Annotated in this window: 15 protein-coding genes; 4 read left to right on the top strand and 11 right to left on the bottom strand. The window is 67.7% G+C overall.

Going from position 1 to position 16,709, the window contains the following annotated elements; all coding sequences use genetic code 11:
- Nucleotides 1-2: 2 nt before the first annotated feature.
- Nucleotides 3-2,189 carry a hypothetical protein gene (locus AB4Y64_RS14775; protein ID WP_441817216.1) on the bottom strand — a complete coding sequence of 729 codons (2,187 nt, stop codon included), beginning with the start codon at nt 2,187-2,189 and terminating at the stop codon, nt 3-5.
- Nucleotides 2,190-2,207: 18 nt separating this feature from the next.
- Entirely contained in the window at nt 2,208-5,330 is a 3,123-nt protein-coding gene (locus tag AB4Y64_RS14780) for a hypothetical protein (RefSeq protein ID WP_441817217.1), read from the bottom strand.
- A 249-nt stretch (nt 5,331-5,579) separates the two neighbouring features.
- Here AB4Y64_RS14780 and AB4Y64_RS14785 point away from each other — a divergent pair, with 249 nt between their 5' ends.
- A complete protein-coding gene (locus AB4Y64_RS14785; RefSeq protein WP_441817218.1) occupies nt 5,580-6,140 on the top strand; it encodes a dihydrofolate reductase family protein in 561 nt (186 codons plus the stop codon).
- Between the two features lie 172 nt (nt 6,141-6,312).
- On the opposite strand, the gene AB4Y64_RS14790 is transcribed toward AB4Y64_RS14785, so the two are convergent.
- The gene (locus tag AB4Y64_RS14790) at nt 6,313-6,633 is read right to left on the bottom strand and encodes a hypothetical protein (RefSeq protein WP_441817219.1); all 321 of its coding nucleotides are present in this window, start codon (nt 6,631-6,633) and stop codon (nt 6,313-6,315) included.
- A gap of 253 nt (nt 6,634-6,886) precedes the next feature.
- Here AB4Y64_RS14790 and AB4Y64_RS14795 point away from each other — a divergent pair, with 253 nt between their 5' ends.
- Nucleotides 6,887-8,908, top strand: a complete 2,022-nt coding sequence (locus tag AB4Y64_RS14795; protein WP_441817220.1) for a M13 family metallopeptidase — start codon at nt 6,887-6,889, stop codon at nt 8,906-8,908.
- 18 nt (nt 8,909-8,926) lie between these two features.
- On the opposite strand, the gene hemE is transcribed toward AB4Y64_RS14795, so the two are convergent.
- From hemE to AB4Y64_RS14820, 5 genes are all read right to left on the bottom strand, one after another.
- Nucleotides 8,927-10,042 (bottom strand): uroporphyrinogen decarboxylase, encoded by a 1,116-nt coding sequence (gene hemE / locus AB4Y64_RS14800; RefSeq protein ID WP_441817221.1) that lies wholly within the window; start codon nt 10,040-10,042, stop codon nt 8,927-8,929.
- A 139-nt stretch (nt 10,043-10,181) separates the two neighbouring features.
- Nucleotides 10,182-10,436: a WGR domain-containing protein gene (locus AB4Y64_RS14805; RefSeq protein ID WP_441817222.1), complete on the bottom strand. Its 255-nt coding sequence runs from the start codon at nt 10,434-10,436 to the stop codon at nt 10,182-10,184.
- 20 nt (nt 10,437-10,456) lie between these two features.
- The gene (aroB, locus tag AB4Y64_RS14810; RefSeq protein ID WP_441817223.1) at nt 10,457-11,563 is read right to left on the bottom strand and encodes a 3-dehydroquinate synthase; all 1,107 of its coding nucleotides are present in this window, start codon (nt 11,561-11,563) and stop codon (nt 10,457-10,459) included.
- Nucleotides 11,560-12,144 carry a shikimate kinase gene (locus tag AB4Y64_RS14815; RefSeq protein ID WP_441817224.1) on the bottom strand — a complete coding sequence of 195 codons (585 nt, stop codon included), beginning with the start codon at nt 12,142-12,144 and terminating at the stop codon, nt 11,560-11,562. Before AB4Y64_RS14815 ends, aroB begins: the two co-directional genes overlap by 4 nt.
- 78 nt (nt 12,145-12,222) lie before the next feature.
- Nucleotides 12,223-13,050, bottom strand: coding sequence for a kinase (locus tag AB4Y64_RS14820; protein WP_441817225.1), 828 nt, complete (start codon nt 13,048-13,050; stop codon nt 12,223-12,225).
- A 17-nt stretch (nt 13,051-13,067) separates the two neighbouring features.
- Here AB4Y64_RS14820 and pdxH point away from each other — a divergent pair, with 17 nt between their 5' ends.
- Nucleotides 13,068-13,670 (top strand): pyridoxamine 5'-phosphate oxidase, encoded by a 603-nt coding sequence (gene pdxH / locus AB4Y64_RS14825; protein WP_441817226.1) that lies wholly within the window; start codon nt 13,068-13,070, stop codon nt 13,668-13,670.
- Complete coding sequence (locus tag AB4Y64_RS14830) at nt 13,667-14,473, top strand: cobalamin-binding protein (protein WP_441817227.1); 807 nt, start codon at nt 13,667-13,669, stop codon at nt 14,471-14,473. Before pdxH ends, AB4Y64_RS14830 begins: the two co-directional genes overlap by 4 nt.
- A 36-nt stretch (nt 14,474-14,509) precedes the next feature.
- Here the strand turns inward: AB4Y64_RS14830 and AB4Y64_RS14835 are convergent, their stop codons facing one another.
- The 3 genes from AB4Y64_RS14835 to AB4Y64_RS14845 are packed head-to-tail and all read right to left on the bottom strand — an operon-like array spanning nt 14,510 to nt 16,548.
- Nucleotides 14,510-14,986, bottom strand: coding sequence for a DUF4426 domain-containing protein (locus tag AB4Y64_RS14835; protein WP_441817228.1), 477 nt, complete (start codon nt 14,984-14,986; stop codon nt 14,510-14,512).
- Between the two features lie 18 nt (nt 14,987-15,004).
- Nucleotides 15,005-15,850: a pyrroline-5-carboxylate reductase gene (gene proC, locus AB4Y64_RS14840; RefSeq protein WP_441817229.1), complete on the bottom strand. Its 846-nt coding sequence runs from the start codon at nt 15,848-15,850 to the stop codon at nt 15,005-15,007.
- Nucleotides 15,851-15,891: 41 nt separating this feature from the next.
- Nucleotides 15,892-16,548: a YggS family pyridoxal phosphate-dependent enzyme gene (locus tag AB4Y64_RS14845; RefSeq protein ID WP_441817329.1), complete on the bottom strand. Its 657-nt coding sequence runs from the start codon at nt 16,546-16,548 to the stop codon at nt 15,892-15,894.
- Between the last annotated feature and the right edge of the window lie 161 nt (nt 16,549-16,709).

Below are 16,709 nucleotides of genomic sequence, written 5' to 3' on the forward strand. Positions count from 1 at the left end.
GACTACCAGCCGCCGATGCGCCGCAGGAATCCGTCCTCGTTCGCGAAGGCGGGCGGTGGGACGGTCGGCAGCGTGGGGTCGACTGCATCCAGCAGGTGCTCGCGCACTCGCCCCAGGATGCCGATCTTCCGTTCCTTGATGGCCAGGCGCACCGCACTGGTCACGCGCAGATCCGGGCGTGTGTTCAAGGCGCCGGACGTACGCAGGTTGTCGATGAGCTGGTTCTTGAGTTTCTCGACTTTCTCGCCGTAGGACTTTTCCACCGGCACCAGCTCCCGCTCGAGCTCGGCGGCGTACGTTCTGCGGACCTGCATGTTCTTCATGCGCGGCGCGTACCTGGTCCACAGCTTGTGGGCCTTGTCGTTCCAGAACGGGATCACGTCGCTGTTGAACCATGCGATCTCCAGGTCCGTCAGCTTCTTGTAGTTGACGACGTCGAACTGGAAGACCCTGGTGCCGGGCTTGTCCACGTCGGTGGCGAAGATGCGGGCGCCGCCCTTTGCGCCAGCCTGGTCGTAGACGCTGGCAATCTCCGACATCTTCGGCGGATCGGACACCTTGGCGATCTGCACGCGCACCAGCGGCAGATCGATCCCGCGCGCATACCACTGGACCGCGTAGTCCTCCATGAACTTCCTGCGCTTGTCGGCTTCAGGGTTCGGGTCGGGATTGGGATCGTCGGATGCGCCGTCCTCCCAATCCTTCCGCCAGATCTTCTCGTCATCCGGGGCGAGCCATTTGACCTGGTCGTTCTGGATGACCACAAACGGGAACTCGTCGAACTCGACGAGGAGGCCGACGTGGATGGGCAGGAACAGGAAGGCCGCGCGCGGTTCGGCTTGTGACTTATGCACGATATGCATCCCGAACTTGAGCAATATGTACGCCCCCTTCGCGGCATAGACGCCGCAGTCCCACAGCATCGCGCCGTGCAGCGTGCGCGGAAACGCCCGGCCCAGGTAGCTCGGCGATTCGGCCAGGTTCTGCTGGCTGTGGATCGCCAGGGTGTGGTGGTGCAGTCGCAGGATCTCGATGCACTCCTCCCAGGCGTCCTGGCGCGGTTGCTTCGCCTTCGGGTGGGCCGCGACATGCGCATCGAAGAAGGCGCCCATGAAGTCCGCCAGCCCGTCCTCCGTCCTCACATCGAACGACTTGGCCTGCTTCGCGACGCGATCCACCAGCGCACGACGTTCGGCGAACGCCGCCTTGCGCGCCGCCGCAGCGTCCTTGTCGGCCTTGGTTACCGCGGGCGCTGCGGTGGGGTCCTCGAAGAACTCGCCGAACAGGTTGAGGTAGTAGTGCAGCTGCGTCGTGCGGTACTGGACCAGCTCGAAGATGTTCACTTCCGCCGGCTTGGGCAGGTCCTTGGCATTGCGGTCAAAGTCGTTGAACTCGAACCTGCGGGCGGTGTGCGGCACGAATGCGTCGAAGTAGAAGTGCCTGCCGGCGACATCCTGGTTCACCGTGAGGGGCACGGCCGTCAATCCGGGATTATTGCTCTTCTTGCCTGGCTTCTGGTCTTCCTCGATCCAGCCGCCGGTGAACGCCTTGCGGGTCAGCGATGTCCACCAGGTGTAGAGCTGCAGGAAAGGTTTGCCGCGATCCTTGCCGCGCTTGGCCATGCTGTCGAGGGCGCGATCGAGCGCAATCTCGAACAGCGCCATCAACCGCGTCGAAAGTCGGATGAGCATCTGGCGGATCGATTCCCACTGCGTGGGGATCGGCGTCGGCGTGCGCGAGGGTTGCGTGCGCAGATGGATGTTGACGATCGTGACAAAGTCATTGGCCAGGTCCTGGAAGGCTTGCTGAAGCTCGCTTTCCTTGAGGGCCCTGGTGATATCCGGAACAGGCACCAGCGCAATCAACTTGTCCCACCACGCACTGCGCACCGTTTCCGCCGACGAGGCCAGGTTCGTGGCAACGATCCACTCGAGCACGATCAGGAACTCCAGGTCCATCGCCATGTGCATCAGGCGCAGCAGGGCCTGCTCGTACACCTTCTCGTCGATCTGGGCGACGTAGTGGTTCTCCCAGCGCACCTTGCGGAACGTCTGCGCCGCGATCATCACCTTCGCGCCGCTCCGGGCCTCGATGGCCTCCATGAACTCCAGCACCCGCTGGATATCACCGGAGTTGCCTGCCTCCCTGGCGAGGTTGACGACCTGCTGGTAGAACAACGGTCCGGCCATGGACGCCCCCGGCGTGCGTCAACCGGGGAGCCAGGTGCCGTCGGCCTGCTTGATCCAGGTCGGCAGCTTGTCGTCCGGGCGCAGCTTCACCAGCGAGGTCGGCACGCGCACTTCCCACGGATCGCCCACCGGCACCTCATCGCCGGGACGTCCGAGCTTCTCGGCGATCTCGGTGGCGATGGGCAGGTAGAGGTCATCGGAGATGGCCGGCAATGCGCCGCCGTTCCACAGGTCGCCGGTCTTGCGGAAGTGATCGAGCGCTTCCGGGAAACCCGGACGCACCGGGATCTGCACGCGCAGGTAGCCGGCCTTGAGGAAGGCTTGGAAGTCGGCGTCGTCGTCTTCGATGGCGATGCGGTCCAGCCAGGTCGACTTGCGTCCCCAGAAGTAACCGTAGGGCACCCACGACAGGTTCTCCCACTCGAAGGCCTGCTCGAAGAAGCGAGCGTAGGAACCTTCCTTGCGCGCTTCGACGAAGTCCAGCGTGGGCAAGGAGTTGGCGTCCGACCCGATCGCGCCGAACAGGTCGAAGTGTTGCTCGGTGAGGATCGAGATGCAGGTGCGCTTGACCTCGTCCACCATCAGCGCGTGGTTGCGCGGGCTGGGCCCGCTGATGATCTCGGCAGGTGCCTGTGCTTCGAGTTCGGCGAGCTTGGCCTCGTACTCGGACAGCCGCGCGGTGTAGGCGTTGTAGAGCTTGGCATGGGTGTCGGCGCGCCACAGGTCGACGGCGCGCTCGGTCGATTCGCAGATGACCTCGACGGCGACGGCAATGTCGCCGACCTTGTCGGTCACCAGTGCGAAGGGCACCGCGGCGGTTTCTTCGTCCAGCGCGGTCGGCCACACCCAGGCGCCGCTGACGAAGCGATGCGAACGCTGGCCGATGACGACATCGACGCACCAGTCGTCCCAGACGGCCGACACCTGGCCGACGGTCGCACGCACGGCGCGGTAGCCATCTGGGATCTTGATGCGCGTGGAGTTGGTGAACTCCTGGTCCACGTCCTCGCCGCCGGTGTTGAAGTCGTAGGACTCCATCACGTACGGCTCGGGCGGCGGCTTGACGTCGGTGGCGCCGTACAGCGCGATCCAGGTCTGGTAGTTGGATTGGTTGAGGTCGGACGGGCGTAGGTTGAAGTCCGCCGGCTTGTCCAGTTCCACCGCGGCGGTGCGGCGACGGCGGAACGCCTCCAGCAGCAGCGCGCCGGGCTCGGGAACCATGATGTCGTAGACGGTGCGTGGGCCGTAGTTGAACACCTGCGCTTCATAGACCTTGGTCACCCACTGGTACACGCCGGAAACGTGCGCCGCGGCGCCAACGCTGTTGTCGAAGCTGTGCAGGTTCGACTCTTCGACCTGCCGGTTGACGCGCAGGGTCTCCCGGCGCAGCACACGCTCGGTGACTTTCTCCGACGCTTTCTGGGTGACTTCGCGCGCCACTTCGCTTGCGGCACGCTCGGACTCCTGCGATTTGCGATTCCACGACGCCTCGCCCGACGCCTGGAACTCCACCGACGGTCCGTACTTGCCCTTCACCGACAGCGATCCCTTGACCGCGGTTTCTTCCTGCAGGGCAATCTCCGATTCGCGGCGGATCTCGAAACGGTCGGTGGTCTCCAGTTCCGTCAGCGTTTCGACGGTGCGCTCGGATTCGGTGAACGTGATGGTCTCGGTTTCCAGGCGGGTGCGATGAACGCGTTCGCTCTTCTCGCCTTTGAGGACGTTGGCGATGTGCGAGACCTCGGCGGCCTCGTAGCCCTTGAGCTGCTGGCGCACCAGCAGCAGGTCCATGATGCCGGACGGTTTGATGTCGGCGTGGGTGTTGGGGACGCTGGCGGGAACGCTGCCCAGGCCGCCAAACAGATCCACCAGCGCGCCGGGGGCGAGGCAGTACATCGCCGCATCGGGGGTCGAGGTGACAGCGATCGAGGTGCTGCCGATGCGGCGGAAGGTCTTCTGGGCCACCGGGCGCATCAGCGCCTGGGCGGCTTCATGGGCGATTCGCTGTTCCTGCGAGAGGCGGTCGAGGGTACGGGCGAGGGGATCGGCCGAGTTCATGCCGAATTCGGCGAGCACCTTGCGCGTGGGATCGCTCAGGGCCTGTTGCGTCGCTTCGTTCAGGCGCAGGCCGAGCAGGCCGGGCAGGACGGGTTGGAAGTCGGGGCGGCCCGTCAGCGCAATGCGCGCTCCACGCCCCACGCCGACGCCGGGCTTGTCCCACAGCAGCGCTTCGGATTTCAGGAACGGCGCCGCGGCCGTCGCAGACATCAACAGCGACATGCCGGGCGGTGTGGTGTCGCGCGCCGCCGTTTCGAGGCCGGTCACGGCCACGCCGGACGAGAACACCGTCGCCTTCAGTGCGGCGTTGCGGATGGCGAACTCCTGCTCGAACAACTGGGTCGGGCGGAACTTCTCCGGCGGCAGGCGGCCGGGCATTTCATGTTGCGTCACGGTGGCAAAGCCGTCTGGCCGCACCTGGCGCAGCTCGCCTATCGCCGCGGTCAGCCGGTCATGGCGCTCAGCCAGTTCCTTGAGTCTGTCGCCGACGCTTGGCGGTGTCGGCGGTGTTTGCGGTGGCCCTCGCGACGGCAGCACCGCGTCGGGAAGGCGCAGGCCGCTGCTTCGCGCCGCGCGCAACGCGTCGGCGTCAGCCGGGAAGGCGGTGTCGTCGACGAAGCGTTTGACGAGCGCATATGCGCGCAGGGCGGATGCGAGCTTGAGGATCGGCCTGGAATGATCCGCAGGCGACAGCTTGATGGCGACGATGCTGTCCTTCAGCGATGCGATCTCGGCGTCCAGACCCGAGGTGCCGAGGTAGGCGGCCGGCGCCTGGCCCAATGCGGTTTCCAGTGCATCTGCCACCTTGGCGCGCGTGTATTTGCCTGATGCCAGCAAGCCGTCGATCGCCGCATCGACCGACAGCAGGGGCGCCAGCTTTGGCGAATCCGACGGGTCGCGGAATGCGTCCGATGCGACAAAGGCGTGGGCGAGGTCGTGCAGTGCCTTGCGCCGTGCATCGCCAGCGGGGATGGCCGCTGCGTCGGTCTGGAATTGCGATCGCGTCGCGAGATCGATCGGGGCGACGTCGTCTGCGTTGGGCGCTGCCTCGCGCACGATGTTGAAACGGAATAGGACTTCCATGGCGCCATCCTGGGGGAGGGATGTTCGCGGGGCCGCGTGTCCCACGGCGCCGCTACAGAAACAACGCCCTGCCTGCGCGATGGCGGCCACTTCCGGCGCCGGCCCCAGGGCCGCGCGCCGTCGCCAGACGCCCATCGCCGCTTCCTACGTCGAGCGGTGCCTCGACTTCCGACCCGTGAAATCCAGATTGAAGTGAACTATCGTCAACGCCGGGCCGTCACGGCCACCAGCGCACTGCAGGAGGACCCAATGCGACCCCTCAGGTATTCCATCAACGTCACCGTGGACGGGTGCTGCGACCATCGTGCAGTGATCGCCACCGAGGAACTGCATCACTTCCATGCCAGGAACCTGGCCGAAGCCGACGCCCTCCTCTTCGGTCGGGTGACCTACGAGATGATGGAATCGGCGTGGCGGGAGCCGGCGGAGACGGGCGTGGTTCCCGATTGGGCCGAACCCTGGGTGATGCCGTTCGCCCATACGATCCACGCGGCGAAGAAGTACGTCGTCTCCAGAACCCTGGATCGCGTGGACTGGAACGCGGAGCTCGTGCGCGGAGATCTGCAGCAGGCCGTGGAAGCGCTGAAGCGGGAACCGGGCAAGGGAATCGCCGTGGCGGGCATGAGGCTGGGGCTGGCGCTGGCGGAGCTGGGATTGATCGACGAGTACGAGTTCGTGGTGCATCCAAGGCTGGCCGGCCACGGGCCGATGGTGTTCGCCGGCCTGTCCAGGTACGTCGACTTGAAGCTGATGGGTACGCTGGAGTTGGACTGGGGTGCGGTGGTGATGCGATATGAGCCACGAAGGTAGCCAGCGCTACTGACGGCCTCGCCTTGGGTTTCTACTTTCAGAAGAACCCATGGCGCCGCCAGAGCACCAGAAGGCCCGCGCCGACGATCACGTCGATGACCACGCACCACGGCACGTACCAGCCAGGTATCGCCACCAGCGGCAGGCGCGAACGGTTGTGGTGCGCGAAGTCTCAGGCGGCGTGGCCGAAGTAGGCGAGCGCGAGCACGAGCGGCCAATGGAGCAGCCCGAGCAGTCCGGCGACGGCGAACATCCCGCTCACGGTGAACTCCACGAACTGGTCGCGGGGCGAGCCGTTGACGACGGCGAAGCCGAAGTAGATCCCGCCAATCAGCGCGATCAGCACCGCGGCAAAGCCCAGCGACGCTTCCGGCGACAGGAACAGGTGCGGCAGCAGCGAGGCGATGCCGACCGCCACGCCAGTGGTGACCGGATGGCGCGCGAAGACCGACGCCTGCGCGTGCTCGTGGGGAATCGAATGGGCAGAGGGCATGGCGTCACTCCGGGATGACGAGGCGCCCATTCGGCATCCGGGCGGCGGGCGGTGGTCCTGTCTGGCTGAACGCGGCAGTCGGAGGCAGTCGGCCACCAGATGAACCTGATTCGGGATTCGCGTGCTTTCATCGCCACGCATCGTTGCGCGCAATGACCGTCTGCCGCCCCCGACCAGTCAGGACTTCTGGGACGGGTCCGCGGCCAGCCTGCGGCTATAGTGGCGGGCACCAAATCCAGCAAGGGGCGTTGCCGTGATCAGGTCCAGCCTTCCGCTCGTCGTTTTGTTGGCAGCCGCCACCACCGGCTCGGCCGGTGCGGTGCACGGCATCCATCCCGAGGACATCAACCGCAAGGGCGATGCCTGCACGGATTTCTTCGGCTACGCCAACGGCGCATGGCGGCAGCAGAACCCGATCCCCAACTACATGGACCGCTGGAGCCGGCGCTGGCAATCGGGCGAGGTCAACAAGGAACATGTGCGCGACATCCTGACTGAACTGTCCGCGCGCAACGACTGGCCCAAGGGCAGCGCCGGCCAGCTCGCCGGCGACTACTACGCTGCGTGCATGGATGAGTCGCGCGTCGATGCGCTCGGCGCCAAGCCGGTGCAGCCGTGGCTTGCCGAGGTCGGCTCGATCAAGGACAAGGCCGGCCTGCAGCGCATGATCGGCAAGCTGCAGGACGTGGGCGTGTCCGTCCCGTTCGTCGTCTTCGCAGGCGAAGACCTGCACGAACCGTCCAGGACCGTCGCGCACATCTACGCCGGCGGCCTGGGCATGCCCGACCGCGACTATTACCTCAAGACCGAGCCGCGCTTCGTCGAAGCGCGTGCGCACTACCTGATCCACGTGGCGAAGATGTTCGAGCTCGCCGGCGTCCCGGCGGCGCAGGCGAAGCAGGATGCCAACACCGTGTTCGCCTTCGAGAAGCGCCTGGCGCAGGCCTCGTTCGACAACGTGCAGTTGCGCGACCCGAAGCTGCTCGACAACCCGACCGCGTTCGCCGACCTGGCCAAGCTCACGCCCGCCTTCGACTGGACGAAGTACTTCGACGCCGCCGGCATGCCGCGCTATGCGGTGAACGTGACCCAGCCGAAGTTCCTGCAGCAGGTCCAGACGGAACTGGCGACGACCCCGCTGCCGCAGTGGAAGGTCTACCTGCAGTGGCACGTGCTCAACACCGCCGCCGACTCGCTGTCGCAGCCCTTCGTCGAGGAGAACTTCGCCTTCAACGGCAAGTTCCTGACCGGCGCCACCGAGATCAAGCCGCGCTGGAAGCGCTGCGCCGAATCCACCGACAACCAGCTCGGCGAGGCGCTCGGCCAGAAGTACGTGGAGAAGTACTTCCCGCCCGAAGCCAAGGCGCGCATGCAGGACATGGTGAAGAACATCCTGGCGGCCATGGACGACACCATCGGCGGCCTGGACTGGATGGACGAGGCAACCAAGAAGAAGGCCCTGGAAAAGCGCTCGACCTTCTTCCCCAAGCTGGGCTACCCGGACAAGTTCAAGGACTACAAGGGCGTTGAGGTCTCGCGTGATTCGGCCTGGGACAACCTGGTCGCGGCCTCGCGCTGGAACGTCGCCGACAACCGCAGCCAGGTCGGCAAGCCGACCGATCGCAGCCGCTGGGGCATGACGCCGCCGACGTCCAACGCGTACTACAACCCGTCGCAGAACGAGATCGTGTTCCCGGCCGGCATCCTGCAGCCGCCCGCGTTCGACGTGAACGCCACCGACGCGGTCAACTACGGCGCGATCGGCGTGGTCATCGGCCACGAGATCAGCCACGGTTTCGACGACCAGGGCGCGCAGTTCGATGCGCAGGGCAGGCTGTCCAACTGGTGGACGCCGGAGGACAACAAGCAGTTCCAGGCCAAGGGCCAGTGCGTGGTCGACCAGTTCGAGGGCTACTTCATCGAGCCGGGCGTGCATCACAACGGCAAGCTGGTGCTGGGCGAATCCATCGGCGACCTGGCCGGCGCCAAGCTCGCCTACCGCGGCTATCTGAAGTCGCGCGAGGACAAGGGCCCGGAACCGACCATCGACGGGTTCACCCCCGAGCAGCAGTTCTTCATCGCCTGGGGCCAGTGGCGAGGCGATGAAACGCGCATGGAGACGCAGCGCACCATGGTCCAGGGCGACCCGCATCCCATCGCCAAGTACCGCGTCAACGGCCCGCTATCGAACCTGCCCGAGTTCGGCGAGGCGTTCCAGTGCAAGGCGGGTGCGCCGATGGTGCGACCGCAGGCCGATCGCTGCGAGGTCTGGTGAAGAGAAGGGCGGTGAACCTCAGCGCTTGCTGAGCTCGTGCACCGCCGCCACCAGCGCGGCGACGTGGTCGGGACTCATGTCCGGCGACATGCCGTGGCCGAGGTTGAAGACGTGGCCTTCGCGCGAGCCGCCATTGCCGGCGGCGTAGTCGTCGAGGGCGCGGCCGACTTCGCGGCGGATCGCATCGGGCTGCGCGTACAGCGTGACCGGGTCGAGGTTGCCCTGCAGCGCGACCTTGCCGCCGGTACGGCGGGCGGCTTCGCCCAGCTCCACCGTCCAGTCGACGCCGACGGCTTCGGTGCCGCTGGCCGCGAGCTCCTCGAGATAGGCGCCATTGCCCTTGCCGAACAGGATCAGCGGAGTCTTGACTTCCCGATCGCCCTGAGCGTCGCCCGAAGGGCGAAGTCGACGGGCGCCGCGCGGCAGCGCCTCGGCGATGCGCTTGAGGTAGCGCAGCGAGAACTCGCGGTACATCGACGGCGACAGCACGCCACCCCAGGTGTCGAACACCTGCAGTGCCTGCGCACCGGCCTGGCGCTGCGCGTCGAGGTAGGCGATGACCGAGTCGGTGACCACATCGAGCAGCTTGTGCATCGCCGCCGGATCGTTGAGCGCCAGCGACTTCACCTTGGAGTAGTTGTCGCTGCCGCCGCCTTCGATCATGTAGCAGGCCAGCGTCCAGGGGCTGCCGGAGAAGCCGATCAGCGGAACCGAGTTGTCCAGCTCGCGACGGATCGTGCGCACCGCGTCGGTGACGTAGCGCAGCTCGCGGTCCATGTCGGGCACGGCAAGGCGGGCGATGTCCTCGTGGCTGCGGATCGGGCGCTCGAACTTCGGGCCCTCGCCCTCGACGAAATACAGGCCCAGGCCCATGGCGTCGGGCACGGTCAGGATGTCGGAGAACAGGATGGCGGCGTCCAGCGGGAAGCGGCGCAGCGGCTGCAGGGTGACCTCGCAGGCCAGTTCCGGGTTCTTGGCCATCGCCAGGAAGCTGCCGGCGGCGGCGCGGGTGGCGCGGTACTCCGGCAGGTAGCGGCCGGCTTGGCGCATCAGCCACACCGGGGTCGCGTCGACCGGCTCGCGGCGCAGGGCGCGCAGGAAACGGTCGTTCTTGAGGGGCGTGGCTGCAGTCATTGCGGATCCTTGGGTACTGAACGCGGACGCGAGGGCGCACGGTTCGGTCAAACGGTGGGGGGCGACATTATCGCTGCTGGCGGCCGCCGCCGCAGGCCGGGCCGGTGCTGCCAGCGCACCGGACTGTTGCGGCAAAGGGCTACCTGGGTGCGTCGGCACCCTGTACGAACATCAGCTGGAAGCCGCGCTTGAGCTGCTGGTCGCGTGCCGCCTCCAGCGCTTCCAGGGCACTGGCCTGGTCGAGGAACTGCTCCCGGCGCAGGGTGCTCTTGCCGCCGATCTGCCCCGATTCGCGCACCAGCGTCCAGCCGCCGAGAAGGTCGGGCTGCAGCATCAGTTGCACGAAGCGCGGCGCTTCGCGGCCATCGGGCCGTTGTTGCAGTAGCAGGCGCATGGCCGGGATTGTACGGGAGCTCAGCCCGCGCGCAGCACCTCAAGCACGCGCTCGTCCGGCACGCCGCGGACCAGGGTGGCCAGGCCGGCGCGATCCCAGAGGATGAAACGCAGGCCGCCAGCGTCCGCCTTCTTGTCCAGGCGCATGCGCGCCAGCAGGGCCTGCGGGTCGAGCCCGGCAGGAATCGCGGTCGGCAGCCCGAAGCGCTGCAACAACGCCTGCAGCCGCTGCGCGTCGGCCGCCGGCGCGCGCCCGAGCGACGTCGACAGCCGCGCCGCCAGCACCATCCCGACCGCAACCGCCTCACCGTGGTTGAGCGCGTCACTGCCGGCGCCGGCGTAACCCTGCTCGGCCTCGATGGCGTGGGCGAAGGTGTGGCCGAAATTGAGCAGCGCCCGCTCGCCATGCTCGTACGGATCGCGCGAGACCACTTCGGCCTTGTACAGGCACGAACGCGCGATCGCCTCCGTCAGCGCGACATCGTCGCCGTCCAGCAGCGCGGCAGCGTGCGACTCGAGCCAGCCGAGGAAATCGGCGCCGAAGATCGCCCCGTACTTGACCACCTCGGCCAGGCCAGCGCGCAACTCGCGTGCCGGCAGCGAACGCAGCACCGTGGTGTCGGCGATCACCGCGCGTGGCGCATGGAATGCACCGGCGAGATTCTTGCCCGCCGCCAGGTCGACGCCGGTCTTGCCGCCTACCGACGAATCGACCATCGCCAGCAGCGTGGTCGGCAACTGCACCACGTCCACCCCGCGCATCCAGCAGGCCGCGGCGAACCCGGCGAGGTCGCCGATCACGCCGCCGCCGAGGGCGACCACCGTGGCATCGCGGGTCGCGCCCATCCTGGCCAGCGCGTCCAGGCATTCGCAGAAACGCGACAGGGTCTTCTCCTGCTCGCCGGCCGGCATCACGAAGCGTGCGACCTCCAGGCCCGGCCGCGCCACGTGCAGCGTCTCCTCGACGCGGTTGGCATACAGCGGGGCGACGTTGCTGTCGCTGACGATCAGGGCATGGCGTCCGCGCAGGACGTGGCTGATGCGCACCGACTCGGTCAGCAGCCCGGGCCCGATGCTGATGTCGTAGAGCGATTGGCCTTCGACCCGGACGGTGCGCATCGTGCTCATGACGTTTCCTTGCTGTGCGCGCGCTGCAAGCCGGCGCCAGCCCGCGCCGCTGCATCGCGCTGCCAAAGCGACTGCAGTTCCTGCGTGAGACGCGAGGCGACTTCGGTTGCGGTGTACTGGTTGGTGTCGAAGCGAAGGTCGGCGACCTGGGCGTAGAGCGGCTCGCGTTGTGCGGCCAGTGCCCGCAGCACCTGCTCGCGATCGCCTTGCGCGAGCAGTGGTCGGCTGCGGTCGCGGGCCAGGCGCTCGATCTGCTGCTCGACGCTGACGTGCAGGTGGACGACGAAGCCACGCTCGCGCAATCGGCGACGGTTGCCGTCATCGAGCACCGCGCCACCGCCGGTCGACAACACCACGCCGTCATCGGCGAGCAGTTCGGCCAGCGCGTCACGCTCGCGCGCGCGGAATCCGGCCTCGCCCTCGAACTCGAAAATGGCGTTGATGCTGGCGCCCGCGCGCTGCTCGATCTCGCGATCGACGTCGGCCAGGCGCAAGCCGAAGTGCTCGGCGAGGACTCGGCCGATGCACGTCTTGCCGGCGCCCATCGGGCCGACCAGGACCAGGTTGGTGGCGGGGTTCATCCGCCGATTGTAGCCAGCCACGACCCGGATCGTGCTCGCGTCATCTTGACGGGGCGCGGCGTACCGTCGGCTCCACAGTCAGCGCTGTCCAGTGCGCGGCCGCCGCTGATCGTCCATCGGCAACGTCCACTGCGCAATATCGGGCAGCCGCAGCAGCGCCTGCCGGCTGACCCGCTCGAACAATTGCACGAAGCGTTGCACCGCGGCCGCATTCATTGCCCGCGGCGCGGGCGCGGCCGCCACGCGCGCCTGCAGCGCCTGCTCCTGTTGCCAGCGCCATTGCGGCACCGTCTCGAAACCCGGTGGCTGCAGGAAAAGCAGCCGGTCCAGCCGCGACCACAGCGATGGATAGTCGCGCGCGAGCGCCTCGTTGCAGTAGTGGCGCCAGCGTCCGTCGGGATCTTCGTCACGCTCGACCGCGTTGATGGGAGCGCTCAACGCCTGCGGCGACTGCGCCGGCGTCTTCAGGAACCAGCCTTCGAACAGCACCAGATCCACGGCGCGCGCCAGCGGCCACCGTGACGGCGGCCGGCGTGTGTCGGTGAGCTTGTCGAACCGCGGCAGTCGCACTGACTGGCCTTGCCGCAGCGCATCCAGGGTGGCGCAGGCCAGTGCCAGGTCGTGCGTCCCGGGCGGGCCGCGAGTGGCCAGCAGCGGATGGACGTCGCGGCCCAGGCGTTGCCGCTCGCGCCGGCCGAGATAGAAATCATCGATCGACAACACCGCCACGTGCAGGCCACGGCCGCGTGCGAGCGTGGCCACCTGCGCCGCCAGCGTCGACTTGCCCGATCCCTGCAGCCCCGCGATGGCGTGGATGCGGCTGCCGTGCGCCAGGGCGTCGTCGAGCACCCGTTGCACAAGGTCACTGGCGAAGCCGGGGGCGGAGGGATGCAGCCGTGGCGACATCGGCCCACAATAGCGCAATGGACACCCCCGACCTGCTCAACGAAGCCCTCACCACGTTCGCGCAACTGTTCGGCGAGGCCGGCCAGGCCGGCGAGCCCGACCCGACCGCGATGTACCTCGCGACCGCCGGCCTGGACGCGCGACCTTCGGTCCGCACCGTGCTGCTCAAGGCGCACGACGCACGCGGATTCGTCTTCTACACGCACCTGGACGGACGCAAGGGCCGCGAGCTGCAGGCCAATCCGCATGCCGCGCTCCTGTTCCACTGGCCGCGCGTCCGCGAGGGCGTGCAGGTGCGCATCGAGGGCCCGGTCGAGATCGTCAACGACGACGAAGCTGACGCCTACTTTGCACTGCGCCCACGCGGCAGCCAGCTCGGCGCCTGGGCATCGAAGCAATCGGAGACGCTGGATTCGCGCGAGACGTTCGAGCAGCGCCTGGCCGAAGCCGAACAGCGCTTCGAAGGCCGCGACGTACCGCGCCCACCGCGCTGGACCGGATTGCGCGTGCGGCCGTCGCTGATCGAGTACTGGTACGGCGCCAATTTCCGCCTGCACGAGCGCCAGTCCTACGAGCTCGATCGCGCCGGCGAATGGCACAAGCGGATGCTGTATCCGTGAAGCGGGCAGGGCCGCAACGGATCGTCTGCCTCACCGAAGAGCCGACCGAAACCCTGTATGCCCTCGGCGAGCAGGACCGCATCGTCGGCATCAGCGGCTTCACCGTGCGCCCGTCGATCGCGCGCAAGGAGAAGCCCAAAGTCAGCGCTTTCACCAGCGCCAAGATCGGCGAGATCCTGAAACTGCAGCCGGATTTCGTCGTCGGCTTCTCCGACATCCAGGCCGGGATCGCCGGCGAACTGATCCGCCACGGCGTCGAGGTCTGGATCAGCAACCACCGCAGCGTCGACGGCATCCTCGACTACATCCGCAGGCTCGGCGCCCTGGTCGGTGCATCCGACCGGGCCAACGCCTACGCCGACGAACTGCAGCGCGGGCTGGACGCGATCGCGGCGGAGGCGGCACAGCTGCCGCGCCGGCCAAAGGTGTACTTCGAAGAATGGGACGAGCCCCCGATCACGGGCATCCGCTGGGTCGCCGAGCTGGTGCGCATCGCCGGCGGCGACGACGTCTTCCCGGAGCGTGCGGCCGAGTCGCTGGCCAAGCAGCGCATCCTCGAGGACGCGAGCGAAGTGGTGCGGCGCGCACCGGACATCATCCTGGGCTCGTGGTGCGGCAAGAAGTTCCGCCCGGAGAAAGTATCGGCGCGTCCAGGCTGGGACGCGATTCCGGCAGTGCGCGATGGCGAACTGCACGAGATCAAATCCCCGAACATCCTGCAGCCCGGCCCGGCGGCATTGACCGATGGCGTACGCGAGATCGCAGCGATCGTCAGGGCCTGGTCAAAGCGTTCGCCGGGATGACGGGTGCCCTGACACGAGGCGCTGACAGGGCGCGCTTCAGCGCGGATAGAAATCCCGGCTGAACTGCATCGTCGACGTCGCCCCGTTCTCGCGCACGATCGTCACGTCGAAGCGCAGCGTGTCCGGCGCCGTTACCTCGGCCGTGCCGATGTAGTCGAGCAGATCGCCGCTGCGCAACTCGCGCATCTCGATGTTCTGGCGGCGGCCACGCAGATCGGTCGCGCTGGCCGTGATCCGGGCCGGCAGCGCGACCTCCTGCGCCTCCGGCCCCTGGCGCACGGCGACCAGCAGCATCACCAGATTGTCGGCGCGGCTGATGCCGTACTGGCCGGCCACCGGTGCCGACAACGCCGAAGTCTGCATTGCGTTGGCACGGATGCTGACATCACCGACCCGACTGACCGACTCGCCCTGCGCGGCGGTCGCGGCCGGCGCAGCCGGGGGCGGAGCACTGCCGCTGCAAGCCGAAAGACCGGCGATCAGCAACACAAGAAAGGGAGCGACACAACGCATGGGGAACTCCTCAGACCATCAATCGTTGGCGGCCGACAACTGCCGGCCGCGCTCGGTCGCGGCCGCGATCGCGCGCGCGACCAGCTCGCGGAAACCGCCAGCCTCGAACGTTTCGATCGCCGCCTGCGTGGTGCCGCCCGGCGAGGTCACGCGTGCGCGCAGCACGTCGGCCGGCTCGTCCAGTCGGGTCAGCATCGTCGCCGCGCCCAGCAATGTCTGCTGCACCAGCGCCCGCGCCGCCTCGGGCTTCAGGCCTTCGGCGACCCCGGCTGCCTGCATCGCCTCGGCCAGCAGGAAGACATACGCCGGGCCACTGCCCGACACCGCGGTCACCGCATCCATCCGGCTTTCATCGTCGATCCACACCGTGGGGCCGACCGCGTCGAGCAGGCCCGCGGCATGGTCGCGCTGGTGGCCATCGGCGTGGTCGTTGGCATACAGGCCGGTAATGCCCACGCCGAGCAGGGCCGGCGTATTGGGCATCGCCCGGACCACGGCCAGGCCACCGCCCAGCCAGCCATCGAGCTGCGCGGCGGTGATGCCGGCGGCGATCGAGATCACCAGCGGCCGCTGCGACTGGGCGATGTCGGCCAGTTCGGCGCAGACGCCGGCCATCACCTGCGGCTTGACTGCCAGCAGCCAGACGCCGGCACCCGTCGCCGCGGCGGCGGCACCGTCGAAGCCGCGGATGTGGAAGTCGCGCTCCAGCGCGGCGCGCAACACCTCGGCCGGTTCGGCCACATGGATCGTCCTGGCCGACTGGCCGCGGGCGACGAGGCCACCGATCAGGCTGCGCGCCATGTTGCCGCCGCCTATGAAGGCGATGGCATGGGAGAAGTCCGGAGGGGAATCGATCTGGGGCATGGGCGGTGGCAGCGGGGCAGGCCAACGAGGATAGCAAGGGGTCAGGCCGGCCTCGGCCGCGCCCCGAACAGGGCGGTGCCGATCCGTACCATCGTCGCCCCTTCGGCGATCGCGATGGCGTGGTCGTCGCTCATGCCCATCGACAGCGTGTCTGCACCGGGGTGCGAAGCGCGCAGCGCCTCGAACAGCGCTCGCGTGCGCCGGAATGCACCCCGGCGCTGCTCGGGATCGGGGTGGGGCGTCGGGATGACCATCAGCCCACGCAGGCGCAGCCGTGGCTGCGCGGCGATGGCGTCGGCCAGGGCCGGCACGTCTTCGGGCTGGCAGCCATGCTTGCTGGCTTCATCGTCGATATTGACCTGGATCAGCACGTTCAGCGGCGGCCGGTCGGAGGCCCGATGCTGGGCCAGGGCGGCCACCAGCTTGGCCCGGTCGACGGTCTGGACCCAGTCGAACAGGACCGCCGCCTCCCTGGCCTTGTTGGACTGCAAGTGGCCAATAAGGTGCCATTCCAGTCCCAGCCCGGCCAGCGCCGGCTGCTTGCCGGCGGTCTCCTGCACGTAGTTCTCGCCGAAGGCGCGCTGCCCGGCGGCGGCCAGTTCCGCGACGGCCGTCGCATCCTGGGTCTTGCTGACGGCGAGCAGCCGCGGTACTGGCCGTCCAGCCGCCTCCGCCGCGTTCTCAAGCTTGAGTTGCATGTCCTGCAGGGCGCTGGCGCGCACGTCTCAATTCCTGTCTAAAGTGCTGGAAAAGTGGCAAGGTTAGGGGGCTATACTGCGGCTCAGGGGTAGTGTGGTTCCAGTTTGAGTTTCTTGAAAGTCTTGTACTTCAAGTCCTGTTTTTCCAGTGGCAGTGCAGG

Source organism: Lysobacter sp. TAF61 (assembly GCF_052113485.1).
Lineage (GTDB): Bacteria > Pseudomonadota > Gammaproteobacteria > Xanthomonadales > Xanthomonadaceae > Lysobacter_J.